The organism is Luteibacter sp. RCC_6_2, from assembly GCF_041360655.1.
GTDB lineage: Bacteria > Pseudomonadota > Gammaproteobacteria > Xanthomonadales > Rhodanobacteraceae > Luteibacter.
Genome location: NZ_JBFUPQ010000004.1, coordinates 254,783 through 280,444, shown reverse-complemented (window position 1 = coordinate 280,444; position 25,662 = coordinate 254,783). Strand labels below are relative to the sequence as shown.

23 protein-coding genes are annotated in these 25,662 nt (G+C 66.1%); 15 read left to right on the top strand and 8 right to left on the bottom strand.

Features of this window, described 5'->3' with window-relative positions; translation table 11 throughout:
• Window positions 1–83: 83 nt before the first annotated feature.
• Window positions 84–752, bottom strand: a complete 669-nt coding sequence (locus tag AB6730_RS06125; protein WP_371022764.1) for a hemolysin III family protein — start codon at window positions 750–752, stop codon at window positions 84–86.
• A gap of 104 nt (window positions 753–856) precedes the next feature.
• On the opposite strand from AB6730_RS06125, the gene AB6730_RS06120 reads away from it, so the two are divergent.
• Window positions 857–1,684 (top strand): universal stress protein, encoded by an 828-nt coding sequence (locus AB6730_RS06120; RefSeq protein WP_371022763.1) that lies wholly within the window; start codon window positions 857–859, stop codon window positions 1,682–1,684.
• 167 nt (window positions 1,685–1,851) lie between these two features.
• Window positions 1,852–2,520, top strand: coding sequence for an energy transducer TonB (locus AB6730_RS06115; RefSeq protein ID WP_371022762.1), 669 nt, complete (start codon window positions 1,852–1,854; stop codon window positions 2,518–2,520).
• A 7-nt stretch (window positions 2,521–2,527) separates the two neighbouring features.
• Here the strand turns inward: AB6730_RS06115 and AB6730_RS06110 are convergent, their stop codons facing one another.
• Entirely contained in the window at window positions 2,528–2,812 is a 285-nt protein-coding gene (locus tag AB6730_RS06110; RefSeq protein WP_371022761.1) for a hypothetical protein, read from the bottom strand.
• A gap of 163 nt (window positions 2,813–2,975) precedes the next feature.
• On the opposite strand from AB6730_RS06110, the gene AB6730_RS06105 reads away from it, so the two are divergent.
• Together AB6730_RS06105 and AB6730_RS06100 are read left to right on the top strand one after the other, a co-directional pair.
• Window positions 2,976–3,554 (top strand): cysteine dioxygenase family protein, encoded by a 579-nt coding sequence (locus AB6730_RS06105; RefSeq protein ID WP_371022760.1) that lies wholly within the window; start codon window positions 2,976–2,978, stop codon window positions 3,552–3,554.
• A gap of 46 nt (window positions 3,555–3,600) precedes the next feature.
• Window positions 3,601–4,995, top strand: coding sequence for an FAD/NAD(P)-binding protein (locus AB6730_RS06100; RefSeq protein ID WP_371022759.1), 1,395 nt, complete (start codon window positions 3,601–3,603; stop codon window positions 4,993–4,995).
• Between the two features lie 10 nt (window positions 4,996–5,005).
• Here AB6730_RS06100 and AB6730_RS06095 read toward each other — a convergent pair whose 3' ends face one another.
• Entirely contained in the window at window positions 5,006–6,193 is a 1,188-nt protein-coding gene (locus tag AB6730_RS06095; protein ID WP_371022758.1) for an MFS transporter, read from the bottom strand.
• 116 nt (window positions 6,194–6,309) lie between these two features.
• On the opposite strand from AB6730_RS06095, the gene cls reads away from it, so the two are divergent.
• Window positions 6,310–7,731, top strand: a complete 1,422-nt coding sequence (gene cls / locus AB6730_RS06090; protein ID WP_371022757.1) for a cardiolipin synthase — start codon at window positions 6,310–6,312, stop codon at window positions 7,729–7,731.
• A gap of 257 nt (window positions 7,732–7,988) precedes the next feature.
• The gene (locus AB6730_RS06085) at window positions 7,989–8,750 is read left to right on the top strand and encodes a prolyl oligopeptidase family serine peptidase (protein ID WP_371022756.1); all 762 of its coding nucleotides are present in this window, start codon (window positions 7,989–7,991) and stop codon (window positions 8,748–8,750) included.
• 231 nt (window positions 8,751–8,981) lie between these two features.
• Here the strand turns inward: AB6730_RS06085 and AB6730_RS06080 are convergent, their stop codons facing one another.
• The 5 genes from AB6730_RS06080 to AB6730_RS06060 form a co-directional block, all read right to left on the bottom strand.
• The gene (locus tag AB6730_RS06080) at window positions 8,982–9,374 is read right to left on the bottom strand and encodes a hypothetical protein (RefSeq protein ID WP_371022755.1); all 393 of its coding nucleotides are present in this window, start codon (window positions 9,372–9,374) and stop codon (window positions 8,982–8,984) included.
• A 30-nt stretch (window positions 9,375–9,404) separates the two neighbouring features.
• Window positions 9,405–10,637, bottom strand: a complete 1,233-nt coding sequence (locus AB6730_RS06075) for an MFS transporter (RefSeq protein WP_371022754.1) — start codon at window positions 10,635–10,637, stop codon at window positions 9,405–9,407.
• Between the two features lie 250 nt (window positions 10,638–10,887).
• A complete protein-coding gene (locus AB6730_RS06070; protein ID WP_371022753.1) occupies window positions 10,888–11,904 on the bottom strand; it encodes a Gfo/Idh/MocA family oxidoreductase in 1,017 nt (338 codons plus the stop codon).
• Window positions 11,905–11,906: 2 nt separating this feature from the next.
• Window positions 11,907–12,899, bottom strand: coding sequence for an inositol 2-dehydrogenase (iolG, locus tag AB6730_RS06065; protein ID WP_371022752.1), 993 nt, complete (start codon window positions 12,897–12,899; stop codon window positions 11,907–11,909).
• Complete coding sequence (locus tag AB6730_RS06060; protein WP_371022751.1) at window positions 12,892–13,758, bottom strand: MurR/RpiR family transcriptional regulator; 867 nt, start codon at window positions 13,756–13,758, stop codon at window positions 12,892–12,894. The genes iolG and AB6730_RS06060 overlap by 8 nt, the downstream gene beginning before the upstream one ends.
• A 203-nt stretch (window positions 13,759–13,961) precedes the next feature.
• On the opposite strand from AB6730_RS06060, the gene AB6730_RS06055 reads away from it, so the two are divergent.
• The 9 genes from AB6730_RS06055 to AB6730_RS06015 all read left to right on the top strand — a co-directional run bounded on the left by AB6730_RS06055 (window position 13,962) and on the right by AB6730_RS06015 (window position 25,555).
• Complete coding sequence (locus AB6730_RS06055) at window positions 13,962–15,005, top strand: sugar ABC transporter substrate-binding protein (RefSeq protein WP_371022750.1); 1,044 nt, start codon at window positions 13,962–13,964, stop codon at window positions 15,003–15,005.
• 19 nt (window positions 15,006–15,024) lie between these two features.
• On the top strand, window positions 15,025–16,185 hold the full coding sequence (locus AB6730_RS06050; RefSeq protein ID WP_371022749.1) for an ABC transporter permease: 1,161 nt from the start codon (window positions 15,025–15,027) through the stop codon (window positions 16,183–16,185).
• Window positions 16,186–16,196: 11 nt separating this feature from the next.
• On the top strand, window positions 16,197–16,985 hold the full coding sequence (locus AB6730_RS06045; protein ID WP_371022748.1) for an ATP-binding cassette domain-containing protein: 789 nt from the start codon (window positions 16,197–16,199) through the stop codon (window positions 16,983–16,985).
• Between the two features lie 12 nt (window positions 16,986–16,997).
• Entirely contained in the window at window positions 16,998–18,965 is a 1,968-nt protein-coding gene (iolC, locus tag AB6730_RS06040) for a 5-dehydro-2-deoxygluconokinase (protein ID WP_371022747.1), read from the top strand.
• Window positions 18,962–20,845 (top strand): 3D-(3,5/4)-trihydroxycyclohexane-1,2-dione acylhydrolase (decyclizing), encoded by a 1,884-nt coding sequence (iolD, locus tag AB6730_RS06035; protein ID WP_371022746.1) that lies wholly within the window; start codon window positions 18,962–18,964, stop codon window positions 20,843–20,845. The genes iolC and iolD overlap by 4 nt, the downstream gene beginning before the upstream one ends.
• A complete protein-coding gene (gene iolE, locus AB6730_RS06030) occupies window positions 20,842–21,750 on the top strand; it encodes a myo-inosose-2 dehydratase (RefSeq protein ID WP_371022745.1) in 909 nt (302 codons plus the stop codon). The genes iolD and iolE overlap by 4 nt, the downstream gene beginning before the upstream one ends.
• Window positions 21,747–22,544, top strand: coding sequence for a 5-deoxy-glucuronate isomerase (iolB, locus tag AB6730_RS06025; protein ID WP_371022744.1), 798 nt, complete (start codon window positions 21,747–21,749; stop codon window positions 22,542–22,544). The genes iolE and iolB overlap by 4 nt, the downstream gene beginning before the upstream one ends.
• Window positions 22,545–22,570: 26 nt before the next feature.
• Window positions 22,571–24,094: a CoA-acylating methylmalonate-semialdehyde dehydrogenase gene (locus tag AB6730_RS06020; RefSeq protein WP_371022743.1), complete on the top strand. Its 1,524-nt coding sequence runs from the start codon at window positions 22,571–22,573 to the stop codon at window positions 24,092–24,094.
• A 120-nt stretch (window positions 24,095–24,214) separates the two neighbouring features.
• Window positions 24,215–25,555 (top strand): carbohydrate porin, encoded by a 1,341-nt coding sequence (locus tag AB6730_RS06015; RefSeq protein WP_371022742.1) that lies wholly within the window; start codon window positions 24,215–24,217, stop codon window positions 25,553–25,555.
• The last annotated feature ends 107 nt before the right edge of the window (window positions 25,556–25,662 follow it).

The following is a 25,662-nucleotide window of genomic DNA, read 5'->3' as shown; positions in this document are numbered from 1 at the left end:
AAGCGGCTCCCACACGTGTAGCGGCTCACACGCGAACCTGAAGCAGCTTCCACACAGAAGCAGCCCCGGCACATGCAGGGGGATCAACCTTGCGACGGCGCCCCGGGAATCACATAGAACAACACCGCCAGGTAATGCAGGACGCTGCCGGCGAGCACGAAGAAATGCCAGATGGCATGGTGATACGGCAGCTTCCGCGCCATGTAGAACGGCACGCCGGCGGTATAGGCGAGCCCGCCGCCGAACAGCAGTAGTAGGCCACCCGTCGGCACGTTGTCGCGCAAGGGCTCGATCGCCACCACCGCGACCCAGCCCATGGCGACGTACATCACCACCGCGGCCTTTCGATAGCGCTTCAACAGGCCCAGTTCCGCCGCGCTACCGATGATCGCCAGCGCCCATATCGTGCCGAAGAGGCCCCATCCCCACGCGCCCGGCAGCGCAAGCAGGGTGAACGGCGTGTAGGTACCGGCGATGAGCAGGAAGATCGCGATGTGATCGAGCGTGCGCAGGACACGCTTGGCCATGTCACCCGGGATCGAGTGATAAAGCGTCGAGGCGGTGTAGAGCAGGATGAGGGTGGTGCCGAATACCGAACTCGCCACCACCGCCCGCGCGCCGCCATACATGGCGGAAAAAGCCACCAGCACGGCGAGGCCAGCGATGCTCAAGACGAGCCCGATACCGTGGATCACGCTGCTGGCGACTTCCTCGGCGTAGGGATAGCGGGGTTGTGTGCTGTCGAAAACCATGATGTTCCGCTGATGTGGCCTGTGCCGGTCGAGGGTAACCGATGCGGCCCGGTAGAGGCGAAGCGGTCATTGACCGCGACACGCTCTCCGTTGTTCCATGGGCCATGACCCACGAACTGCTCGTGCATATCGGCCGGCTACCCCCGCAGGGCGCGGGCTTGCGTGCCGCGCTGGCCATGGCCTCTCGGCTCGGTGCCCGCCTGGACGCCCTGCACGTGGTGGACCTTCCGGCGGCGGCGTTCACCGTCCCCGAGGCCGTGCCCATGCAACTGGACGCCGTGCGCCAACGGTCGACGGACGCACGGGCGGTGGCCGGTGACTGGGCCACCCTGCTCGCCTCGCACAACCTTCATGGCAACTGGCGTGTCGGCAACGGCGATACGGTCACCCTGCTCGCGCATGCCTCGGCGGGATACGACCTCATCGTCATGGAACGCTCGTCCACGATGCGCGGCGATGCGCCGGTAGGCTTCGGCGTCGTCTCGCGAACCGTCTTCGCATCCAGCCGCGGCGTCCTGGTGGTACCGGAAGCATCGCCGGTCGCGACCCTCGGCGAGCACGTGCTGGTGGCGTGGAGTGGCAGCCGCGAGTCGGCGCTGGCCGTGCGCTCTTCGCTTCCGCTGCTACGCAAGGCGACGAAGGTGACCGTCATCGACGGCAGCCGCGACGAAGACATCGGCACATGCGCCCTGCCCGATACCGATATCTGCGGCTGGTTGGATACGCATGGAGTGAAGGCGGAGGTCCGGCGGCTCGACGAGGCGGCACTTGCCGCTCCCGGCCCGGCCTTGCTGGACATCGCCCACGCGGGACAGGCCGACCTCATCGTCATGGGAGCCTGGGGCCGTTCGCGCCTATCGGAAATGGTGCTGGGCGGGACCACGCGTTTCCTCTTCATGCAATCCGACGTGCCGATGCTCGTCGCGCATTAGTCCGCCTATCGGTCACCGCTGACGGAATAGCCGTCCGGACGGCCCTATTGCAAATGCTTTCGAAGCCAGCCTAACCTGCCATCGGACCTGAACACGATCCCCGCCGGTCCCCACCGGCCGTGTTCCCGACCGCGCATCACCTTCCCCCACGTTGCAGGAGGTGGCTCATGTCGTTCGCTCGTCCGCAAGCCCTTGCCGGAGTGCATCCGGATACCGTCCGTATCGTGGCCATGAGTGCCGCGATCGCCCTCAATGCCGCCGCACTCATCGCCGTGATGCGACCGATGGTGACGACGATATCGTTCGCGCCCTTGGCGGCACCGACGATTCGTCTTATCGATCATCCCGTCGAACCGAAGGTCGTTCCTCCGCCGCCGATCGACCTGAAGCCCCTGCCCGTGAAGCGGATGGAACCCACTCACGCCGTCCGGCCGGTGCAGGTGCCGCCGCCTGCGTTACAAGCCGTCCCGACCGATGAAGGCAGCGCGCCCGTGTCCCCGCCCGTGGCGCTGGACATCGCACCTGTCGCCCCGCCCACCACGCCCTCCGCTCCCGTGGAGGCGACACTGGCCTATGTGTCGGCACCGGCACCGGCCTATCCCCGCGCAGCGGTGACCGGCCACATGCAAGGAACCGTGACGCTGCGCATCCTGGTCGACGAGGCGGGCAAGCCCGTGGACGTGATCGTGGAGAACAGCAGCGGCCATCCCGTGCTCGACAGGGCGGCACGCGACCAGGTCCTGGCGCGCTGGCGATTCCAGCCTGCTAAGGCGAACGGTCAGCCGGTGCGCGCCTGGGCGCGAATCCCGGTGACCTTCAACCTCCGCGACAGCTAGGAAGCGCTCAGCGCGGCATCACCACGACATCGGGCTTGCGCGTGGCGCGGGCGATCGCCCAGACGATGAGGGCCAGCAGGGCCACCGGCAGGAGGACCGGCAAGAGGGCGAGGGCGACCACCGGCGCCATGGCCAGCATCACCACGCCGCCGATCGCGGCGCCGAGAATGCTGCCGACGATGCTGAACACGCCACCGATGATGCCGAAAACCACCTTCAGGATGATCCCGACAAAGGCGAAGACCAGCCAGAAGGCGACGGCAAGGACGACGAGCGAAGTAAGGACGATCATGGCGTTGCTCTCCGAGGACGGGTGGCCGCCCAAGGGGGCGGTCAGGGCTTGGATGCGACCTCCGGGCAAAGAGTTTAAGCGGATCGTGAAAGACGGAGGTTACGAGGGTTTAACGGCTCACATGCTCCACTTCCCGCCAGTTGATTTAGCGGGCACCCCGTCCATGGGTAAGCGTTCTTCCACCATCAGGACCTTGCGGGACATTGCGTTCGACCTCTCGGATGCCGAGCATCCGGACCTCGCCTCGATGGGGCGGGAGATCGGAAGTGTCCTCCACGGCCGCAGCGCCGACCTGGCCGCCATGCTGGGTCCCCTGCGCGAGCGCCGGCGCGGCTTCGAGCGCTGGATACTCGCCGAGCGCGCACGTCCGCCGGTCAGCATGCTGGTCATGGCCTGGCCCCCGGGCTACGCCACGCCGGTACACGACCACGGCGGCCTGTGGGGTCTGGAAGCCACCATCGCCGGCGCGCTCGAAGTGGAATCCTTCATCAAGGACGACGCCGACCATTCACTGCGCAGCAGCGGCCGCACCTGGCTGGGCCCGGGCGATGCCACCTGGTTCGACGCCACGGAGAGCCACACGCACCGCTGCCGCAATTTGTCGCGGCACGACACGGCGCTCACGCTTCACGTGTACGGTGGCGATCTGGCACAGTACCTCGCGTACGAACAGCCCGGTCCTTCCGGACACTGGATCGCACGACCGAGGCAATCGATCATCGCGGGACGCCTGACGGCCTGACGGTCTCACGGCCCTCCACCCCAGCCATCGGGCGAAGGACCAATACATGTTTCATAAAGTCGCCATCATCGGCGGTGGCGCTGCAGCGGCGACGCTGGTGAGCGAATTGCTGGAGCGGCGCACGCAGCGCCCGCTTCATCTCGACTGGTATACGGGCGGCCCGACGGCCGGCCGCGGTGTCGCCTATGGCACGCCGTCGGAACGGCACCTGCTCAATGTGCGCGCCGCCTCCATGGGCATGTTCGTCAGCAAGCCCGGTGGTTTCCTCGAGTACGCCCAGGCCCTGGACCCTTCGGTGAAGGGGTCGGATTTCCTGCCGCGCCGGATGTACGGCGACTTCCTGCAGTCGCGCGTCGAGGACGCCGTGAAGAACGCGGGCTCGTTCGGTCATGACGTGAACGTGTTGCCGTTCGCCGCGGAATCCGTGGTGCCCTCGGCCGAGGGCGTCACCATCGGTTATGGGGATGAAGAGGCGCAGGCCGAGGCGGCCGTGCTGGCCATCGGTTCGCTCCCGCCCCGTCCGTTGCCGGGCGTGGAAGAAGCCGCGATCGCGAGCGGCCGCTACATCACCGACCCGTGGCCGTTCCTGGCTTCCGCCGAGCGGGACGATCGCCCCTTGCGCGTCCTCGTCATCGGCCTGGGCCTTACCGCCGTCGACGTCCTGCTGGAGCTGTCCGCCCGCTGGCCGAACGCGCATTTCGATGCGCTGTCACGCCACGGCAAGCTGCCTGAGCCGCACCTCGCGGCCGCTTCCGCCCCCAACGACGATGGCGGCGAACTGATCGAATCGATGCGCGACGACGCCAACATCCGCGTCTGGCTGCGCCGCCTGCGCGAGACGACGGCCGGTGCCGAAGACTGGCGCACCGTGGTCGACGGCATGCGCCCGCACACGCAATCGCTGTGGCGCGACCTGCCGCAGGTCGAGCGCGCGCGTTTCCTTCGTCATGCCCGCTGGGCGTGGGAGCGCGCACGCCATCGCATGCCGCCGCAGGTCGCCGCGACCATCGCCACGCTGGAGGCGGAAGGCCGTTTCACCCGGGGCCGCGGACGCATGCGCTCCGTGCAGCTGTCGCACGATGGCGCGCTCGCAGTGGTGCACGGATTACCCGGCGGAGGCGACTCCACCGACTCCTACGACGTCGTCATCCAGACGGTGGGTCTCAACACCGACACGCAGCGCACCGAACACCACCTGGTGCGCCAGTTGGTGCTCGGCGGCCTGGTCATCCCCGACCCGCTCGGACTCGGCCTCTCCGCCCTGCCCGACGGCCACCTGTTCGACGGCAACGGCAAGCCGCGCCCGAACCTCTTCGCGATCGGCAGCCTCCTGCGCGGCGCGCTCTGGGAATCCACGGCGATTCCCGAGATTCGCAAGCAGGCCCAGAGCCTGGCCAACATGCTGCTGGCCGAGAAGATGGAGCGCGTCGCCACCCGGTAACAGTGGGATATCAGGCGCACCCCGCGGCGGCGAGCGATACGGCGCGCCGTTCGAGCGCGACGCTGGCCATCGTGGCCAGCAAGCCCGCCACCGTGACCGCGGCGCCGGCGAGGCTCACCACCGGCATGGCATAGCCCGCGGCCAGCACGGCGCCGCCCAACCACGCACCGCCCGCATTGCCGAGGTTGAACGCGGCGATGTTGAGGGTGGAGGCGAGGTTGGGCGCGTCGCCCGCCACGTGCACCACGCGCGACTGCAACGGCGCCACGGTGGCGAAGGCCGCGATGCCCCAGACGAAGACGGTGACGACGGCGGCCACGGTCGAGTGCATCGTCCAGGCGAAGACCACCAGCAGCACGGTCAGCGCCACCAGGATGCCCATCAGCGACGGCATCAGCTTCCAGTCCGCGAGACGCCCGCCCAGGATGTTGCCGATCGTGGTGCCGAGGCCGAACAGCACCAGCACGGCACCGGTCCAGTGCGGATCGATGTGCGACTGCTCCTGCAGGATCGGTGCGATGTAGGTGAACACGGTGAACACGCCACCGAAGCCGAGCACGGTCATGCCCAGGGCAAGGAGCACCTGTGGCTCACGCAGCACGCGCAGTTCCCGCCCCATGTGCGGCGCCTTCAGGTGCGGCAACGCCGGCACGAACCGCGCGACCGCCAGCGACGCGGCCACGCCCAGGGCCGTCACCGCCCAGAACGTCGCCCGCCAACCCGCCCATTGGCCGAGGAAGGTGCCGAACGGCACGCCCAGCACGTTGGCCAGGGTGAGCCCCGCGAACATGAGGGATATCGCACGTGCGCGCTGGTTGGCCGGCACGAGGTGAGCGGCCACGATGGCGCCGATACCGAAGAACGATCCATGGCAGAACGCCGCCACCACGCGGGCCGCCATCAGCACGTCGTAATTGGGCGCGATGGCGCACAGCAGGTTGCCGAGGATGAAAAGGCCCATCAGCAGGAGCAGCGCACGCTTGCGCTCCAGTCTGGCGGTCAGGGCGGCGAGCAACGGCGCGCCAACGGCCACGCCGAGGGCGTAGCCGGAAACGAGCATGCCAGCCGAAGGAATGCTCACCCGCAGGTCGGCGGCCACCTCCGGCAGCAGGCCCATGATCACGAACTCGGTGGTTCCGATCGCGAAGGCCGCCACGGCCAGGGCCAGCAAGGGCAGACGGGACGAGGGAAGGTTCATAGGATAGGCTCGAAGGAAAGCGATAACGTGCATTCTCCCGCCCCGGCCCTTATGCAAATACACCTCCTGGCGCCAAACACTGTTGCCGAAAACTTGATAGTGGAGACTGCCCGCGCATGATCGCCACCCTGATCGCCATCGCGGCGCTCTGCCTGCACGTCGCCGGCGTGTTCGCGGCCATGCACGCGGTGATGCACACCCGGACGGCGCAAGGCGCGTTCGCATGGGTGCTGGGACTGGTGCTCCTGCCCTACGTCACCCTGGTCCCCTACCTGTTCCTGGGCGCGAGCCACTTCGGCGGTTACGTGGACCTGCACCGGCAGCGCCAGGCGCGCTTCTTCATGCTCCACGAGGAAGCCGCGCATCCCGCGCGGCCCGGCGTGTTGCCGCAAGCCGCGCCTATCCGCGACACCCGGTACGACGCCATCGGGAAGATGCTGAATACCTCCATGCATGGTGGCAACGCGCTGTTCCTGCATGTCGACGGCGAGGCGGCCTTCGCCGCCATGTTCGCCGCCATCGCGCGCGCGGAACGCTACGTCCTCCTGCAGTTCTTCATCATCCACGACGACGCGCTGGGACGCCGGCTGAGCGAAGCGCTGCTGGAGCGTGCGGCGGCAGGCGTGGAGGTATGCGTGCTGTACGACAGCATCGGCAGCCATGCGCTTCCCGACAGCTACGTGGAGCGTTTGCGCGCCGGCGGCGTGCATGTGCACCGCTTCGCCACGCGGCGCTGGCGAAACCGTTTCCAGCTGAATTTTCGCAACCACCGCAAGGTGCTCGTCGTGGACGGTGTTCGTGGCTTCGTCGGTGGCCTCAATGCGGGTGACGAATACCTCGGCGCGAAGCCGCCGCTATCGCCCTGGCGCGATACGCACATGGAGATCGAGGGTCCCGCGGTGGCCGACCTGCAACGTGTGTTCGCCGAGGACTGGTATTGGGTCACCGGCGAACGTCCGCCATCGTCGCCGCCACCGGAGCGATGCGGCCGCGCAGCGAGCCTCATCGTCGCCACGGGCCCGGCCGACCGCCAGGAAAGTTGTTCGCTGTTCTTCACGCAAGCCATCCATGCCGCAAGAAAACGCGTATGGATCACCACGCCGTATTTCGTGCCCGACCAGGCCGTGTTCGGCGCCTTGCGCCTCGCCGTCTTCCGCGGCGTGGACGTGCGCATCCTCATTCCATGCCGGCCCGACCATCGCACGGTCTTCATGGCCTCCACGCTTTATGCGCACGAGGCGACCCTGGCAGGCGTCCGCATGTTCCGTTACCAGCCGGGCTTCGTGCACCAGAAGGTGATGCTCATCGACGACGACACCGCCGTGGTCGGCAGCATGAACCTGGACAACCGCAGCTTCCGGCTGAACTTCGAGATCGCCGCGCTGAACGTGGACGAGGCCTTCGCGGCCGAGGTGGAGGCCATGCTGGTGGCGGACTTCGCCAACAGCGAGGAGGTGAATCCGAACGACTACCGGCGCCTGTCGTACTTCCGCCGCGTGGCGCTGCATGTCGCCCGCCTGTTCGACCCCATTCTGTAGGTTTCTCCCCACATCCCCCGAAAAAACCTTGGTGCGAGATCTCGGTGGGAGATATCGGTGGGAGCCGACCTTGTCGGCGATCGCGGCAGCGGGTCAGGTTGTGGCAAGCACCTATCGCCGACAGGGTCGGCTCCCACCAAGCCGGCTGTCACAAGGGTCGGTTCCACCAGGGCCGGCTGTCGCCAGGTACTCCCGAGCCTTGCGATACGCCCGTTACTCCGCTTGACTCGACTACCTGTCCCCAGGGAACCGCCACGATGCTCCGCACCCTCGCCTTCCTCACCGCCGCCATCGCCAGCACGGCGGGTTTCGCCGCCCCGGCACACTTCGTCGAACGCTCGGTCGATATCCACGGCAAGACTTACCGCTACCAGGTGTTCGTCCCTGCGGACATCAAGGAGCACCCCGCCGTGGTGCTATTCCTTCACGGCAGCGGCGAACGCGGCGACGACAACCAGAAGCAGATGTCGCAAGGCCTGCCACCCTGGCTGAAGCAACACATGGATTTCCCGGCGGTGGTGGTGATTCCCCAGGCGCCCGACGATACGGAGTGGACCGACCCGGCCGATGCCGACATGGCGATGGCCGCGCTCGAGAAAAGCGTGAAGGAATTCCATGGCGATCGTAAGCGCCTCTACCTCACCGGCCTCTCCATGGGCGGTTACGGCTCCTGGCAACTTGCCGTGGATCATCCCGACACGTTCGCCGCGGCCGCCATCATCTGCGGCGGGGTCACCGCGTTGAGCGACGAGCGTGTGCTCCGTGTGCACGGCGCGCACAAGGGCGAAGATCCCTTCGCCTGGGTGGCGAAGAAGATCGGCAAGCTGCCGGTGTGGATCTTCCATGGCGGCGACGACAACGTCGTGCCCACCGAGCAGTCGCGCAAGATGAACGCGGCGCTGGTCAAGCGCGGTGCGGAAGTGAAGTACAGCGAATTCCCCGGCGTGAACCACGGCTCATGGGAAAAGGCTTATGCGACGCCCGACCTGTGGGACTGGATGTTCAGCCACACCCGGTAGAGAACCGCTCCAAGGTAGGAACCGCTTAAGGTGGGAACAACCTGGTGGGAGTCGAATCAAGCTGGTGGGAGCCGAATCAAGCTGGTGGGAGCCGACCTTGTCGGCGATCCCGCGGCAGCGGGCCAGTTCACCGCAAGCACCCATCGCCGCTGAAGCGGCTTCCCACCAGGTTGCGGCAAGCAGCCATCGCCGCTGAAGCGGCCCCCACAAGAGCGGCTTCACTTTGGCTTGTCAGGAACTGCGCATGCTGGCGGACAACTTCTTCAGTCCGCCGGCGAATACCAGCCAGCCGATGCACACCCCCACCAGCGCACCGACGAACTCGAAGAAGACGCGCAGGCCGATGGCGTCGGGGTCATGCACGGCGGCGAGTTTCAGCTTCAACAAGGTGAGCGATTGCAGCGGCGCCATGTTGAAGTAGAAGAGGTCCCACATGTCCTGGCCGGCGCCCAGCACCACGGCGAACACGTAGGCGATGGCGAGCCGCTTCCCGTCGCTCCAGCCATTGCCCTTGCCGAAGGCGTGCAGCAAACCGAAGACGACGATGCCGACGACCAGCGCGATGGCGCCCGTTTCCAGGGCACCGACGAGGCCGAAGCCCGTCCAACTGCGATCGTATGGCATGCGAAGGACTCTAGGGAAACCGGAAGCGCATTATGCCCGTGCGTCGGCCCGGTTATCGCGTATGTTCCTGTCGCGGCCGAAACGCAGGTAAAGGGAGGTGGCCAGGAGCATCGCCGCCAACGCGGCGAATCCCGCCAGCAGGAAGATCGCGGGGTAATCGTAAAGGCCTGCGACCCAGCCACCGATCGGACCGGTCAGGCCCAGCGCCACGTCGAGGAACACCGAATAGGCGCCCAGGGCGGCGCCGCGATTGTGCGTGCTGACCCGGCCGACCGCCTCGACGCCGAGCGCCGGAAATATCAGGGCGAAACCCGCGCCCGTGAGTGCGGCCCCTGCGAGGGCGGCATGCGGCGACGTCCCCTGCCAGAGCAGGAGCAGACCCAGGCATTCGACGAACAACGAGACGATCGCCACGCGGTAGCCGCCGAAACGATCGATGGCGTTGCCGAAGACCAGACGGATACCGATGAAGCAGCCACCGAAGATCGACAGCGACAGCGCGGCATCGGCCCAGCCGCGGCTGGCGTAGTAAAGGGCGACGAAGGTCGAGAGCGAGCCGAAACCGATGGACGCCAGCGCCAGGCCCGCGCCGTAAGGCATGACACGCGAAAGCACGCTCTTGAACGGCAGGCGCTCGCCATGGCTCGGCGCCACGCGGGCCTTCGCCAGCGCCATCGGCAAGGCGACGAGGCCCAGCGCGAAGGTCAGGATACCCAGCGAGATGAAGCCATGGTCTCGCGCCAACGTCACGCCCAGGGGCGCGCCCAGCGCGATGCCGCCGTAGGTGGCGATGCCATTCCAGGAAATCACCCGTGCGGTGTGCTCGCCGCCGATGCCGCCGATACCCCACGTGATCGATCCTGTACTCACCCAACTCTCGGCGAAGCCGAGGCCGAGGCGGCTGAGAAGGATCAGCGTCAGCGAAAGCACGGGTATCTTGGGCACCAGCGCCGCCAGCGCGAGGAACAGTCCGGAGATGGCCAGGACGATGAGGCCGGCGACCACGGTCCGCTTCGGTCCCATCGCATCGGCCATGCGCCCCGCGTGTGGGCGGCTCAGCAGCGTCGCAAGATACTGCGCACTGACCGCCAGTCCGGCGACGATCGTCGAATAACCCAGGTCGAGATGCGCGAATCCCGGCAATACGGCGAGTGGAATGCCGATGCACAGGTAGCAGACGAAGGAAAAAACGACGGCGGAAAGAATCCGGGCCGTGACGGCGAAACGCCGTCCGCGATGGGGGACGAGGGAGGGAAGAGACATGGCCGGAGGATTATAGCGCGCTGTTGTTGCAGTGCGTCATGGCTCGCCATGCGGCCATTTGCAGGGAGAAACCGCAGCCTGGTGGGAGCCGACCCTGTCGGCGATCCCGCGGCAGCGGGTCAGGTCGAGGCAAGCACCCATCGCCGCTGAAGCGGCTTCCCACCACAGCGTCGGCTCCCACGAGGTCGGCTCCTACGAGGTCGGTTCCCACAAGTTCGGCTTCCACCGGGGCTGGCTCCCGGCAGGACGATCAGCCGAGTTCGACGGACTGGCCGCTTTGCAGGGATTCGCGCAACGCGATGGCGATGCGTGTCGCTTCCACCGCGTCGTCCATGGTCAGTTCGAACGGCGCGTCATCAAGTACAGCGTCGACGAAGTGCTTCGCCTGGGTCACGAAGGCCGGCGCGAACCGCTCGTAGAACGAGGGGACGACCGCATTGCGCACGCCGTTCGCATCGGCGATCTCCACGCGGTCGGCGCGCGGGTTGCGCCCGATGCTCACCCGGCCCGCGGTGCCGGTGACGTCGGTATGCGTGTCGTGCCCGTGAGCCTGCGTGCGCGAGGCGTAGAACATGGCCATGCGGCCGCCTTCGAACTCGACGATGGCGATGCCGTTGTCGACGTCGCCCATGGCTTCCAGCGGCGGATACATCGCCACCGTGCCCGTGGAATAGACCTTGGTCGCCTTCGGCCGGCCGAGCAGCCAGCGAGCGAGGTCGATATCGTGCACGCTGCAGTCGAGGAAGATGCCGCCGCTGGTCGGCGCGAACTTCAGGAACGCGCTGCTCGGGTCGGCGAGATCCGTCGTCTGCGAGTACACGAGGAACGGCCGGCCGATGCCGCCACCCTCGATATGCATGAAGGCGTGGCGATAGCTTTCGTCGAAGCGGCGGACGAAACCGACCATGGCACGCTTACCCGCGTTCGCGGCATGCGCGGCGGCACGACGGCAGTCCTCCAGGTCCAAGGACAGCGGCTTTTCACAGAACACGTGCTTGCCCGCATCCAAGGCCTGCTCGATCTGCGTCGCATGCAACGACGTCGGCGTGACGAGGAACACTGCGTCCAGCGACGGGTCGGCGAGCATCTCCTCGTACGAGTGGTAAATCGTCTCGATACCGAGGTTGCCGCGCGCCCATTCACGCTCGGCCTCGACGGGGCTGCACACGGCGGCGAGTTCGGCGCGCGGCACGGCGCGGGCGAGGTTTTCAGCGTAGCGCTGGCCGAGCCTGCCGAGGCCGGCCAGGCCGATACGGAGCTTGCCCATGGTCAGATGCTCACCTCGACGACCTTGCCTTCGCGCCACGAACGCGCGGCGGCCTCGGCCAGTTCCAATGCCTTGATGCCATCGGCGATGGTCGTGCGCACGGGCGTGCCGCCGGCCAGCGCGTCGAAGAAATGGGCGATCTCGGCGGCGTACGCTTCGCGGTAGCGCTCCAGGAAGAAGTGCTCCGGAAGGTCATGGGCGATGTTCTTCGACGTGTGCGACACGACCTGGGTCGGCGCGACATTGCCCGCTTGCAGCATGCCCTTGCTACCGAGCACCTCGAAGCGCTGGTCGTAACCGTAGGCCGCACGCCGCGAGGTATTGATCTGGCAGAGCTTGCCGCTCCGCGTGCGGATGGTGACGGCCGTGGTATCGATGTCGCCCGCTTCCTGGATCGCCGGATCGGTCAGGCAGCTCCCGGTGGCGTGCACGCTGACGGCTTCGTCGGCGAGTATCCAGCGGAAGATGTCGAAATCGTGGATGAGCATGTCCTTGAAGATGCCCCCCGAACTCTTGATGTAGCTGACCGGCGGCGCACCCGGGTCACGGCTGGTGACGATCAGCAATTCCGGCGTTCCCACTTCGCCCTCGTCGAGGCGCTTCTTCAGCGACGAGAAGGTGGGATCGAAACGGCGCTGGAAAGCGATCATGCAGACGACGCCCGCCTTTTCCACGGCGGCCTGGCACGAACGTGCGCGTTCCACATCGAGGTCCACCGGCTTCTCGCAGAAGATCGCCTTGCCCGCGGCGGCGGCGCGGTGGATGAGGTCGGCGTGGGTGTCGGTGCTCGAACCGATCACCACGGCGCCCACGGCGGGATCGTTCAACGCCTCGTCCACGCCGGCCACCTTCGCGCCGTGCTTGTCCGCAAGTTCCTGCGCCGAGGGCGCGTGCACGTCCACCACGTAGCGCAATCGCGCCTCCGGGTGGCGGGCGACATTGCCCGCGTGGATCTTGCCGATGCGACCGGCACCGAAAACGGCAACTTCAATCATCGTATTCTCCTCGGGGAATCGTTTCTTCGACAGTGAGTTCGAGCTTGTAGGCCAGCGCGACGAACAGCGCCTGGCACAGGCACATGGTGCTGGTGAGGCCGCGGAATGCGAAAGCGCTGCCCTCCTTCACCTTGAGCAGCACATCCGAATGCCGCGCCAGCGGGCCCAGATCGCTCTCGGTGATGCCGAGCACGCCCGCCCGGTGTTGCTGCGCCACGCGCATGGCATAGAGGGTTTCCTTGCCGAACGGGGGAAAGCTGATGGCGATCAGCGCGTCGCCCTTGCCGATGCTGCGCAACTGCTCGCGGAACATGCCGCCGAGGCCGTTCACCAGGTGCACGCGCTTCTGCGTGTGCTGCAACGCATAGGCGATGTAGGTCGCGATGGCGAAGGAACGGCGCACACCGATCACGTAGATGTTTTCCGCCACCGCTAGCATGTCCACCGCCTTCTGGAACCGGGCCTCGTCCAGTTCCTCGGCGAGTTCGTCGAGCCCGGCCCGGCTGGCATCGATGAAGCGAGAGGCGATCTCCACGGCGGGCATGCCGCCAGCACGGCCCTTGATGACGCTACGGATGCGCTGCTGGTAACTGCGCGATGGTGCGGACTGTGCCGTCCACGCATCGCGGAACACCGCCTGCATTTCAGAAAAGCCGGAATAACCGAAGCGCTGCGCGAAGCGAACGACCGCCGATGCGTGCACGCCGCAGCCTTCGGCGATCTCGCCGACGCGCTGGACCATGATCGAACTGCGATGTTCCTCAAGGTAACGGGCGACCCCCTGCAGCTGGCGTGGCAGGGCTTCGAATTCCTCCGCGATGCGCTGCATGAGTGCATCGGCTTCGCTGCGTTTGGCCATGGACGGCTCCATCGGGGGACCGGCCGCATTGAAGCACGCGATGGAACATATTTTCCATTTATTTTTTTGCTGCAATGCAAATTGCAACCGTGGAACAGGGGGTCCATGCTCGACCCGCTTTCGGCAAAACAGCGGCCGCGAGGCCGCATCGCACTTCGATATCCATCCATCCGACCGCAAAGCCGGTCACCTGTGGAGGCACTATGCGATCCAAACTGTTCCACGCCTCGTTGGCGGCAGCCCTAGCCCTCGGTCTTGGCCTCGCCGCCCCCGCCTCGCAGGCGGCTCCCGGCGATCGTTACGTTCTCGTTACCCACGCCGCCGATTCGGATTCCTGGTGGAACACCATCAAGAACTCGATCAAGCAGGCAGGCGAGGATTTCGGTGTCGACGTCGACTATCGCGGGTCCGGTAACGGCGACCTGAGCGAAATGGCCCGCCAGCTCGAATCCGCAGCCGCCCGGAACTACAAGGGCGTGTCCTTCGACATCGCCAGCTACGCGGTGCTGAAGGCCCCGGCCGCCAAGGTCGCCGCGAAGGGCATTCCCATCGTCACCATCAACTCCGGCACGCCCGACGAGAGCAAGAAGCTCGGCGCGATCATGCATGTGGGCCAGGGTGAATACGACGCGGGCAAGGCCGCCGGCGAACGGGCCAAGGCCGCCGGCGTCACCAGCTTCGTCTGCGTGAACCACTACGCCACCAACAACGCCTCGTTCGAGCGCTGCCAGGGCTTCGCCGACGCCATCGGCCTGAAGGACTGGCGCAAGACCTCGATGATCGACACGGGCATGGACCCGACCGTGGTCGCCAGCAAACTCAGCGCCTACCTGCGCAGCAACCCCAGGACGCAGGCCATCCTGGCCCTGGGACCCAACGCGGCCGAGCCGTCGATCAAGGTGGTCCAGGACATGCACCTAGTCGGCAAGATCAACTTCGGCACGTTCGACCTGTCGCCCGCGATCATCAACGGTATCAAGTCCGGCACGATCCAATACGCGATCGACCAACAGCCCTACCTGCAAGGCTACATGGGCATCGCCGCCCTGGTGATCGCGCACGACCAGAACACCAAGGACCCGGCCAAGATCATCGCCGCGCTGAAGGCCAACCCGAAGTTCCAGGCGCGCCTGAAACAGTACGACCTGAAGCCCATCTACACCGCCACCGGCGTCAGTTCGGGACCCGCCTTCGTCACCAAGGACAACGTCGCCACCGTAGAGAAGTACGCCGGCCAGTACCGCTGACCGGCAGGAGCAGAAGTCCATGAGCGCCATCAACGAGAGCGTCACGAACATGATCCAGAGCAACCGCGCGAAAGCGCCGGAAGAAGCGGCATCCACGGACGAACGCGTGCGGAAGATATCTCCGTGGCGCATCCTCCTCGACCGGCCCGAACTCGGGTCCATCGCGGGCACCGTGCTCGTCTTCGTCTTCTTCGGCATCTTCGCCGGCGGCTCGGGCATGTTCGCGCTCGATGGCGTGATCAACTGGGCGCAGGTGGCGGGCTACCTCGGCATCATCGCGGTGGGCGCCTGCCTGCTGATGATCGCCGGCGAATTCGACCTGTCGATGGGTTCGATGATCGGGTTCGCCGGCGTCATGGTGGCCATCCCGCCCATGTACCTGGGCTGGCCGCTGTGGGCGTCGGTGATCTTCGCCTTCGCCGGCTCCATGGCGCTCGGCGCGTTGAATGGTTACCTCGTGGTTCGCACGAAGTTGCCGTCGTTCATCGTCACGCTGGCCTTCATGTTCATCCTGCGTGGCCTGACCCTGGTCCTTTCCACCGGCTTCGCCAACAGCACGATCGTCAGCGGCATCGGCGACAAGTTCACCGACGATCCGGTGGTCTCCGCCCTGTTCCAGGGCACCACCCTGCACTGGCTGTTCAGCGCACTCGCCGGCATGAACCTGATCGAGAAGCTGCCCAGCGGCGATCCCGTGGTGGCGGGCCTGCCCAAGGTGCTGGTCTGGTGGATCGTGATGGCGATCGCCGCCGGCTTCGTGCTCGCCCGCACGCGTTTCGGCAACTGGATCTATACGGTCGGCGGTGATGCGAACGCGGCCAAGAACGTCGGCGTCCCCGTGCGCCGCGTGAAGATCTCGCTGTTCGTCCTCACCGCCTTCTGCGCCTGCCTGTTCGGCGTGCTCCAGGTGGCCGACGTCGGCTCCGCCGCGGCCGACCGCGGCCTGCAGAAGGAATTCGAGGCGATCATCGCCGTGGTCATCGGCGGCACGCTGCTCACCGGCGGCTTCGGCTCCGTGATCGGAGCCTGCTTCGGCGCGCTGATCTTCGGCGTCGTGCAGATCGGCATCTCCTACACCAACATCGATTCCGATTGGTACCGCGTATTCCTGGGCGGCATGTTGCTGCTCGCGGTCCTGTTCAACCACTACATCCGCAGCCGCGCCGCGGCGACGAAGTGAGGAGTGCCACCATGGCCGACGACTACATCCTCGAGCTCGACAACGTCAGCAAGTATTTCGGTACCGTGATCGCCCTCCAGGGCGTCACGCTGCGCCTGAAGCGTGGCGAGGTGCACTGCCTGCTCGGCGACAACGGCGCGGGCAAGTCCACCCTGATCAAGACCCTCGCCGGCGTGCACCAGCCCAGCTCCGGCGCGTATCGCGTCGATGGCGAGGAAGTCCGCTTCAACTCGCCCCGCGAGGCGCTCGATCGCGGCATCGCCACGGTGTACCAGGATCTCGCGCTGGTCCCGTTGATGAGCGTGGCGCGCAACTTCTTCGCCGGCCGTGAACCGCGCCGCAAGATGTTCGGCGTCATTCCCGTCATCGACATGAACTACGCCAACGAAACCGCCCGCGACAAGCTCGCCGAGATGGGTATCCGCGTCCGCGACGCGAGCCAGCCGGTGGGCACGATGTCCGGCGGCGAACGGCAATGCCTGGCGATCGCCCGCGCGATCCATTTCGGCGCCAAGGTGCTTATCCTTGACGAGCCCACCGCCGCACTCGGCGTGAAGCAGTCCTGCAACGTGCTCAAGCTGATCCACAACGCGCGCGAGCGTGGCATCTCGGTGATCTTCATCACCCACAACGTGCACCACGCCTACCCCATCGCGGACAGCTTCACGCTGCTCAACCGCGGCCAGTCCATGGGCACCTTCGCCAAGAGCGACATCACGAAGGAAGAAGTGCTCGACATGATGGCCGGCGGCACCGAGATCCAGAGCCTGGTCGATGAACTGGAAGGCCGCGCGGCCTGATACGGAACCCCTATGCGTAGTCCCCTGCCCCGCTCTTCCTCCCGCCCCATCGACGTGGCCTGCCTCGGCAGGCTCGCGGTGGATCTCTACGCCCAGCAGATCGGCGCCCGCCTGGAGGACGTGACCAGCTTCGCCAAGTACCTTGGCGGCTCGTCGGCCAACGTGGCCTTCGGCACCGCGCGCCTCGGCTTGCGCTCCGCCATGCTCTCGCGCGTGGGCGACGACCACATGGGCCGCTTCCTGACCGAGACGCTCGATGCGGAAGGCTGCGACGTGAGCCAGGTCCGGATCGACCCCGATCGCCTGACCGCGCTGGCGATCCTCGGCATCAAGGATCGCGAAACCTTCCCCCTGTTGTTCTATCGCGAGAACTGCGCGGACATGGCGTTGGCCGCCGGGGATATCGACGAGTCCTTCATCGCCTCCTGCCGCGCCCTGGCCATCACGGGAACGCATTTCTCCGAACCCGGCGTCCACGCCGCCAGCACGCGCGCCATCGAACTGGCCCGCAAGCACGACGTGCGCACCGTGCTCGATATCGACTATCGCCCCGTGCTCTGGGGCCTCACCGGCCGGGGTGAAGGCGAAACGCGTTTCGTCGCCGCCGACCACGTCACCGGTCACCTGCAAGCCATCCTCCCCGGCTTCGACGTGATCGTCGGCACAGAGGAGGAATTCCACATCGCCGGCGGCAGCGAAGACCTGCTCGCCGCGTTGCGCGCCGTGCGCGGCATCAGCGCGGCCACCCTCGTGGTCAAGCGCGGGCCGTTGGGTTGCAGCGTGATCGAAGGCGAGATCCCTTCGGCGATCGACGACGCGCCCACCTATCGCGGTAGCCGCGTGGAGGTGCTCAATGTGCTCGGTGCCGGCGACGCCTTCCTCTCGGGGTTCCTTGCCGGCTGGCTGCGTGACGAGTCGATCGAGCGATCGTGCGCCTTCGCCAATGCGTGTGGCGCGATCGTGGTGTCCCGTCACGGTTGCGCACCGGCCATGCCCGGACGCGCGGAACTCGATGCCTTCCTCCAGCGTGAAGGTGGCATCCCCCGGCCCGACCTCGACGCCGAACTTTCCCATCTCCATCGCACGGCCGTGCCGCGGAAAGCGTGGGACGAGCTCTACGTGTTCGCCTTCGACCACCGCGTGCCGTTCTTCGAACTGGCCAGGCAGGTCGGTGGCGACGAGGCGCGCATACCGCGCCTCAAGGCATTGCTGGTGGAAGCCGTGGCCGCCACGGAACGTGCCGGGAAGCTCCATGGCCACGTCGGCCTGCTGGCCGACGATCGTTATGGGCAGGACGCGCTCAATGCCGCCACGGGCCGTGGCTGGTGGATCGGCCGGCCCGTCGAGGTCTCCGGTTCGAACCCGCTGGAACTGGAGCGCGGCCGCTCCATCGGCAGCCAGCTGATCACTTGGCCGCGCGAGCACGTCATCAAATGCCTGGTCGCGTTCGATCCGGATGCGAATCCCATGGAACGCGTGGAGCAGGAAACCCAGCTGCGCTCGCTGTACGATGCCGCGAGGATCAGTGGCCATGAGCTGCTCCTGGAAGTGATACCACCGGGTTGCAAGGGCCAGGCCGAGCGCGACGAACTCGTGCTGCGTTCGCTGAAGCGCATCTACAACCTGGGCATCAAGCCCGAATGGTGGAAGCTCTGCCCGCCGCGCCGCGAGGCCTGGGCCGCGATCGACGCCCTGATCCAAGAGCGCGACCCGCATTGCCGGGGCGTGCTCCTGCTCGGCCTCAACGCACCGGCGGAGACCCTTGCGGCCGGCTTCGCCGACGCTGTCGACAGCGCCACCTGCCGGGGTTTCGCCGTGGGCCGCACGATCTTCGCGGAGCCGGCGAAGGCATGGCTTGCCGGGAACATCGACGATGCCGCCCTCGTCGCCCAGGCCCGCGCCGCCTTCGAACGCATGATCGCCTTGTGGCGTGACGGCCGGCGTAGTCCGGAAACGTTGAAAGAAGGCGCCGCCGCATGAGCGAGACGATCCGACTCACCTGTGCGCAGGCGCTGGTCCGGTACCTCGCGGCGTTGCGCGGGCGCGACGCAGACCAGGAGGAATCCATACCGTTGTTCAGCGGCGTGTTCGCCATCTTCGGCCATGGCAACGTGGCCGGCATCGGCGAGGCGCTGCATGGGGTGCGCGGCGAATTGCCGACCTTGCGCGCGCACAATGAACAGGCGATGGCGCATGCCGCGATCGCCTACGCCAAGGCGAACATGCGCCGGCGCATGATGGCCGTCACCACGTCGATCGGTCCGGGCGCGACCAACCTGGTCACCGCCGCCGCGCTGGCCCATGTGAACCGCCTGCCCGTGCTCCTGTTGCCCGGCGACATCTTCGTCTCGCGCGAGCCCGATCCCGTGTTGCAACAGCTGGAGGATTTTTCCGACGGCACGGTCTCGGTCAACGATTGCTTCCGGCCAGTGTCGCGCTACTTCGACCGTATCGTCCGGCCGGAGCAATTGCTGACCGCCCTCCCTCGCGCCATCCGCGTGCTGACCGATCCCGCCCTGTGTGGACCGGTCACGCTCGCCCTGCCCCAGGACGTGCAAGCGGAAGCGTACGACTACCCCCTGTCGTTCTTCGAGCCACGCGAGATCGTCTTCCGCGCCCCGCAGCCCACCGACGACGAGCTGATGGCGGCGCTCGACGCGATCGAGGTCGCCGAGCGCCCGGTGATCATCGCCGGCGGCGGCGCCCTCTACGCCAAGGCCACGCCGGCCCTGCTCAACTTCGCGGACAAGCACGGCGTTCCGGTCTGCGAGACGCAGGCGGGCAAGGGTGTACTGCCGTGGAACCACCCCTTGCACCTCGGTCCGGCCGGCGTCAGTGGATCGACCGCCGCGAACGCCTTGCTCCGCGAGGCGGACCTGATCATCGCCGTGGGAACGCGGCTACAGGATTTCACCACGGGCTCGAACGCCCTGTTCCGCCACGTGCCGATCCTTTCGGTGAACGTGAACAGCTTCGACGCGCTCAAGGGCAACGGCCTGGAGGCGATCGGCGATGCGGCACAGGTGCTCGACGACATCAGCTTCGGACTCGAGGACTGGGCGGCTCCCGAGGCCTGGACGACGCGCGCCCGCGAAGCGGCCAGGGAATGGGTGGACATCGTCTCGCGCATCACCGGCCAGCGTGAGCCGCCGGCCGGACGCTTGCCATACGACGGCGAAGTGATCGGCGCCGTGCAGCGTTCGTCGTCGCGCTCCACCATGGACGACATCGTGGTCTGCGCCGCCGGCACCCTGCCCGCCGAACTGGAAAAGCTCTGGCGTACCGAAACGCCGGGGGGCTACCACATGGAATACGGCTACTCGTGCATGGGTTACGAGATCGCCGGAGGACTGGGCGTGAAGCTGGCCTATCCCCAGCGCGAGGTCATCGTGATGGTGGGCGACGGCAGCTACCTCATGATGAACTCGGAGATCGCGACCTCCGTGATGCTCGACGCGAAACTCATCATCGTGCTGCTGGACAATCGCGGTTACGGTTGCATCAACCGGCTGCAGCAAGCGACCGGTAGCGCACCGTTCAACAACATGTTCACGGACTGCGTGCAGGGGCGATACGGCGCGCCCAGCATCGACTTCGCGGCCCACGCCCGCAGTCTCGGTGCGATCGCCGAGCACGTGTCCGACATCGCCGGGCTCGAGGCCGCCATGGAGCGCGCACGCGCCGCCGACCGCACCTACCTCATCAGCATCGACACCGACCACACACGCACGACCGACGAGGGTGGCGTGTGGTGGGACGTGGCGGTGCCGGAAGTTTCCACGCGGGACGCCGTGCGCGAAGCGCGCGCGGACTACGAGACCGCCATCGTGGGCCGCAAGGCCAGGATCACGCCAGCATGAAGAACGATCCCATCCGTATCGGCATCAACCCGATCTCCTGGAGCAACGACGACCTCCCGTCGCTCGGCGGCGAGATACCGCTTTCCACCGCGCTCACGGAAGGCAAGGCCATCGGTTACGAAGGCTTCGAACTCGGCAACAAGTTTCCGAAAGAACCGGCGGCACTGCGAGAGTTGATGGCGGGCTACGGCCTCGATGTCGTCTCGGGCTGGTATTCGGGCCGGCTTGGCGAACGCTCGGCGAAAGAAGAAACGGCCGCCGTCGGCAAGCACCTTCGCCTGCTGGCCGAGAACGGCTGCAAGGTCATGGTCTACGGCGAAGTGGCCCATGCCATCCAGGGCGAGCCGGTGCCGTTGTACAAGCGTCCACGCTTCCGTGGCGAGGACGACTGGAAACGCTATGGCGAGAAGGTGACGGAGTTCGCCCGTTTCACACTCTCGCAAGGCGTTCGCCTGGCCTATCACCATCACATGGGTGCGTATGTGGAGTCACCCGACGACGTCGACCAGCTCATGGCGCATACGGGGGAGGACGTGGGACTGTTGTTCGACAGCGGCCACACCTACTTCGGCGGCGGCGATCCCGTGGCCGTGCTGGAGCGGCACATCTCACGCATCTGCCATGTGCACTGCAAGGACGTGCGGCCCGGCATCGTGCGCCTTGCACGCAACCGCCAGTGGACCTTTCTCGAATCCGTGCTCAACGGGGCGTTCACCGTTCCCGGCGACGGCGTGATCGACTTCGCCACGATCATCGGCAAGCTGAAGGAGCACGGTTACAAGGGATGGCTCGTCGTCGAGGCCGAACAGGACCCGGCGGTGGCACCCAGCTACGCTTTCGCGAAGAAGGGTTACGACACACTCCGCACACTGCTCGACCGGGAACCGGTGAGGGAGGTCGCATGAGCCTGCTCGTCAAGGCCATGCCCACGGGCGAGGCCATCGTCAAGGTGACGCCACAGACCGCGCACTGGAAACATGTGGGCTTCGAGGCGCGCCGCCTCACGGCGGGGCAACACACTGAAATCGCGCTGCCTGCCGATCGCGAAGGGTGCCTGGTCGTGCTGTCCGGGACCGTCGACGTCCGTGTCGGAGCACACGCATGGGAAAGCCTCGGCGGCCGTACGAGCGTCTTCGAGGATCGCTCGCCGCATGCCGTGTACGCCCCGCCATCATCGGTGTTCCGCGTCACCGCGAGGACCGACGCCGAGCTCGCCATCGCCTCCGCGCCCGCCTCGGGACGCCTCGACGTGCGGCTGCTCGCGCCTGAGTCGATGAAGCGCTCGGTGCGCGGCAGCGGATCGAACACGCGGTACGTGTGCGACATCCTGCCCGAAACCGAACCCGCCGAATCGCTGCTGGTCGTCGAGGTGCTCACGCCCGCCGGCCACTCGTCGAGCTACCCGCCACACAAGCACGACACCGATGCGCTGCCGGAAGAGAGCGTGCTCGAGGAAACCTACTACCACCGCATCGACCCATCGCAGGGATTCGCCTTCCAGCGCGTCTACACCGACACCCGCGACATCGACGAGTCGATGGCCGTGGGCGATCACGACGTGGTCATGGTGCCGCGTGGCTACCACCCCGTGGTGATGCCGCACGGCTACCGGGGCTACTACCTCAACGTGATGGCCGGCCCCCGCCGTGAATGGCACTTCCGCAACGATCCCGCCCACGAATGGATGATCGCGCGCTGACACGCCGCGATCGGAGTAACCAAGACATGTCCGCCCAGCCTTCCAGCAACACGCTTCCCCGCATCGGCCACTTCATCGCCGGCAAGCCCTATGCAGGCACGCCCGCGGGCGTCGCGCCCGTCTACGATCCGGCACGCGGCGTTCCCGCCGCCGAAGTGGATCTGGCTTCCGTCGCCGATGTCGACGCCGCCGTGCGCGCCGCGCACGCGGCCTTCCCCGCCTGGTCGCAAACGCCGCCGCTCAAGCGCGCCCGCGTGATGTTCCGTTTCAAGGAGATGATCGAGCGCGACATGGACCGGCTCGCCCGCGTGATCGTCGCCGAGCATGGCAAGGTGCTGTCCGATGCCAAGGGCGAACTGGTGCGCGGCCTCGAAGTGGTGGAGTACGCGTGCGGGATACCCGAGTTGCTCAAGGGTGAATACACCGAGCAGATCGCCAACGGCATCGACGCGTGGACGATGCGCCAGGCCCTTGGTGTCTGCGCCGGCATCACGCCGTTCAATTTTCCCGCGATGGTTCCGATGTGGATGTTCCCCATGGCGGTGGCCTGCGGAAACACCTTCGTGCTCAAGCCCTCCGAGCGCGATCCGTCGCTGGCCGTCGAACTGGCGAAGCTGCTCAAGGAAGCCGGCTTGCCGGACGGCGTGTTCAACGTGATACATGGCGACAAGACGGCGGTGGATGCGCTGCTGGATCATGACCTCGTTCGCGCGGTGAGCTTCGTCGGCTCCACTCCTATCGCGGAATACATTTATGCGCGCGGTTGCGCGAAGGGCAAACGCGTACAAGCCCTGGGTGGTGCGAAGAATCATATGATCGTCATGCCCGACGCCGACCTGGACAAAACCGCCGATGCCTTGATGGGAGCCGGATACGGCGCCGCGGGCGAGCGTTGCATGGCGATCTCGGTGGCCGTGGCGGTTGGCGAAGCCACCGCCGACGCGCTGGTCGCGAAGCTCGCGCCGCGCGTGCGGGCGCTGCGCATCGGCAATGGCATGGATGAAAAAGTGGACATGGGCCCCGTTGTCACCGGCATCCATCGCGATCGCATCACCGGCTACATCGACGACGGCGTGGCGTCGGGTGCGGAGCTCGTCGTCGACGGCCGCGGCTACCAGGTGGCCGGTTGCGAACAGGGTTTCTTCGTCGGCGGCACGTTGTTCGATCGCGTGACGCCGTCCATGCGGATCTACAAGGAAGAGATATTCGGGCCCGTGCTGTGCGTGGTGCGCGTTCCCGATTTCGCCAGTGCGTTGAAGCTGGTGGATGAACACGAATTCGGCAACGGTACCGCGATCTTCACGCGCGATGGACAAGTGGCCCGTGAATTCGCGCATCGTGTCCAGGTGGGGATGATCGGCATCAACGTTCCCATTCCGGTACCGATGGCCTTCCATAGTTTCGGTGGATGGAAGAAGAGCCTGATGGGAGACCACCACGCCCACGGCCCGGAATCTGTGCGCTTTTACACAAGACAGAAGGCCGTTACACAGCGTTGGCTGAACCACGATGAAAGCGCTGGCGCCGAATTCGCGATGCCCACCCATTAGTACGACAAAAACACTATGATGCGGCGGTTGAACGCACGGGGAGCATTGTGCGTTGCAACTTAGATAATCAAAAGCCAAGTACGAAAAAGCATAATTTTTTATATTCAGGGAGAAGGGTACATGCGCAATCAATTCAAAAAGCGTCCCCTTGCCGGGCTGGTGCTCGCGTGCATCGCGTTCGGTGCCACCGCGGCACATGCGCAAGACGATTCGATGAGGTCCGACCCCAGCCCCATGGCGAGCAGCAAATACCTGTTCGGCGATTGGGGCGGTGAGCGCACGCGTCTCGAAGACAAGGGCATCTCGTTCGACTTCGGTTATGGTTTCGAAGCCGCACACAACTATTCCGGCGGTGATCGCAACATCACCCGCTATACCGACCAGTGGAAGTTCGGCAGCGCGTTCGACCTGCAGAAGCTGTGGGGCTGGACCGGTGCCACGTTCAAGATCGTCATCACCGACCGTAACGGCCGCAACATCGGTGCCGACGCGAACATCGGCAACAACCAGCTGATCCAGGAAGTGTACGGACGTGGCCAGACCTGGCACCTGACCGTGTTCTCGCTGGAACAGAAGTTCTTCAACGACCGCCTGACCTGGAAGATCGGCCGCTTGCCGGTTGGCGAGGACATCAACCAGTTCTCGTGCGACTTCCAGAACCTGACCTTCTGCGGCGCGCAGCCGGGTAACATCGTCGGCGACTACTGGGTCAACTGGCCGACCAGCCAGTGGGCCACGGTGCTGAAGCTGGATACCTCGAAGGAAACCTTCGTACAGATCGCCGCGTACCAGATGAATCCGAAGTACGTGGACGATTCGTACCAGCGCCATAATGGCCTGAAGCCCAACTTCCCGAGCGGCACCACCGGCGCGCTCATTCCGCTGGAGTTCGGTTGGAAGCCGATGGTGAACGGCTTGCCGGGTTCGTACCGCGCGGGCGTCTGGTACAACACCTCCAAGGGCGACGACCTGTACCTGAACGAGGATCGCCAGCCGCTGGCGATCGCCGGTGGCGATCCGTTGCAGCATGATTCGCGCAAGGGCGCGTGGATCACGTTCCAGCAGCAGGTGACCGGCGAAGCCGGTGGCAAGGGCGCCACGGTGTTCCTGAACGTCACGTCGGCCGATCATGCCACTTCGGCAACGAACAACCAGATCGCGCTCGGCGTCGAGTACAAGGGCATCTTCGACCGCCCGAACGACTTCGTCGGCGCGGCGCTCGGTGGTTCGCATGCCAACGGTTACGCCGCGAAGAACCAGCGCCTGTTCAACGCGACGCATCCGGGCCAGGAAGGCATCATCAACGACGGTTACGAGAAAGTGGCCGAAGTGTTCTACAGCTGGTCGCCGATTCCCTCGATCGCGATCCGTCCGAACCTTCAGTACATCAAGGACCCGGGCGGCAGCAAGCAGAACGACGACGCCTTCGTGCTGGGCCTGAAGACGAGCGTGGCGTTCTAAGCGACGCGTTCATCCTGGCAAGACGTTTGCTGGAAGTTAGAAGGCCCGGGGAAACCCGGGCCTTCTTCGTTTCCCGTTATCGCCGCTGAAGCGGCTCCCACACAAAG

What these genes read in the sequence shown, in the direction of transcription:
- AB6730_RS06125 (WP_371022764.1), bottom strand. Translation starts at nt 752, where the DNA reads ATGGTTTTCGACAGCACACAACCCCGCTATCCCTACGCCGAGGAAGTC.
- AB6730_RS06120 (WP_371022763.1), top strand. Translation starts at nt 857, where the DNA reads ATGACCCACGAACTGCTCGTGCATATCGGCCGGCTACCCCCGCAGGGC.
- AB6730_RS06115 (WP_371022762.1), top strand. Translation starts at nt 1,852, where the DNA reads ATGTCGTTCGCTCGTCCGCAAGCCCTTGCCGGAGTGCATCCGGATACC.
- AB6730_RS06110 (WP_371022761.1), bottom strand. Translation starts at nt 2,812, where the DNA reads ATGATCGTCCTTACTTCGCTCGTCGTCCTTGCCGTCGCCTTCTGGCTG.
- AB6730_RS06105 (WP_371022760.1), top strand. Translation starts at nt 2,976, where the DNA reads ATGGGTAAGCGTTCTTCCACCATCAGGACCTTGCGGGACATTGCGTTC.
- AB6730_RS06100 (WP_371022759.1), top strand. Translation starts at nt 3,601, where the DNA reads ATGTTTCATAAAGTCGCCATCATCGGCGGTGGCGCTGCAGCGGCGACG.
- AB6730_RS06095 (WP_371022758.1), bottom strand. Translation starts at nt 6,193, where the DNA reads ATGAACCTTCCCTCGTCCCGTCTGCCCTTGCTGGCCCTGGCCGTGGCG.
- cls (WP_371022757.1), top strand. Translation starts at nt 6,310, where the DNA reads ATGATCGCCACCCTGATCGCCATCGCGGCGCTCTGCCTGCACGTCGCC.
- AB6730_RS06085 (WP_371022756.1), top strand. Translation starts at nt 7,989, where the DNA reads ATGCTCCGCACCCTCGCCTTCCTCACCGCCGCCATCGCCAGCACGGCG.
- AB6730_RS06080 (WP_371022755.1), bottom strand. Translation starts at nt 9,374, where the DNA reads ATGCCATACGATCGCAGTTGGACGGGCTTCGGCCTCGTCGGTGCCCTG.
- AB6730_RS06075 (WP_371022754.1), bottom strand. Translation starts at nt 10,637, where the DNA reads ATGTCTCTTCCCTCCCTCGTCCCCCATCGCGGACGGCGTTTCGCCGTC.
- AB6730_RS06070 (WP_371022753.1), bottom strand. Translation starts at nt 11,904, where the DNA reads ATGGGCAAGCTCCGTATCGGCCTGGCCGGCCTCGGCAGGCTCGGCCAG.
- iolG (WP_371022752.1), bottom strand. Translation starts at nt 12,899, where the DNA reads ATGATTGAAGTTGCCGTTTTCGGTGCCGGTCGCATCGGCAAGATCCAC.
- AB6730_RS06060 (WP_371022751.1), bottom strand. Translation starts at nt 13,758, where the DNA reads ATGGCCAAACGCAGCGAAGCCGATGCACTCATGCAGCGCATCGCGGAG.
- AB6730_RS06055 (WP_371022750.1), top strand. Translation starts at nt 13,962, where the DNA reads ATGCGATCCAAACTGTTCCACGCCTCGTTGGCGGCAGCCCTAGCCCTC.
- AB6730_RS06050 (WP_371022749.1), top strand. Translation starts at nt 15,025, where the DNA reads ATGAGCGCCATCAACGAGAGCGTCACGAACATGATCCAGAGCAACCGC.
- AB6730_RS06045 (WP_371022748.1), top strand. Translation starts at nt 16,197, where the DNA reads ATGGCCGACGACTACATCCTCGAGCTCGACAACGTCAGCAAGTATTTC.
- iolC (WP_371022747.1), top strand. Translation starts at nt 16,998, where the DNA reads ATGCGTAGTCCCCTGCCCCGCTCTTCCTCCCGCCCCATCGACGTGGCC.
- iolD (WP_371022746.1), top strand. Translation starts at nt 18,962, where the DNA reads ATGAGCGAGACGATCCGACTCACCTGTGCGCAGGCGCTGGTCCGGTAC.
- iolE (WP_371022745.1), top strand. Translation starts at nt 20,842, where the DNA reads ATGAAGAACGATCCCATCCGTATCGGCATCAACCCGATCTCCTGGAGC.
- iolB (WP_371022744.1), top strand. Translation starts at nt 21,747, where the DNA reads ATGAGCCTGCTCGTCAAGGCCATGCCCACGGGCGAGGCCATCGTCAAG.
- AB6730_RS06020 (WP_371022743.1), top strand. Translation starts at nt 22,571, where the DNA reads ATGTCCGCCCAGCCTTCCAGCAACACGCTTCCCCGCATCGGCCACTTC.
- AB6730_RS06015 (WP_371022742.1), top strand. Translation starts at nt 24,215, where the DNA reads ATGCGCAATCAATTCAAAAAGCGTCCCCTTGCCGGGCTGGTGCTCGCG.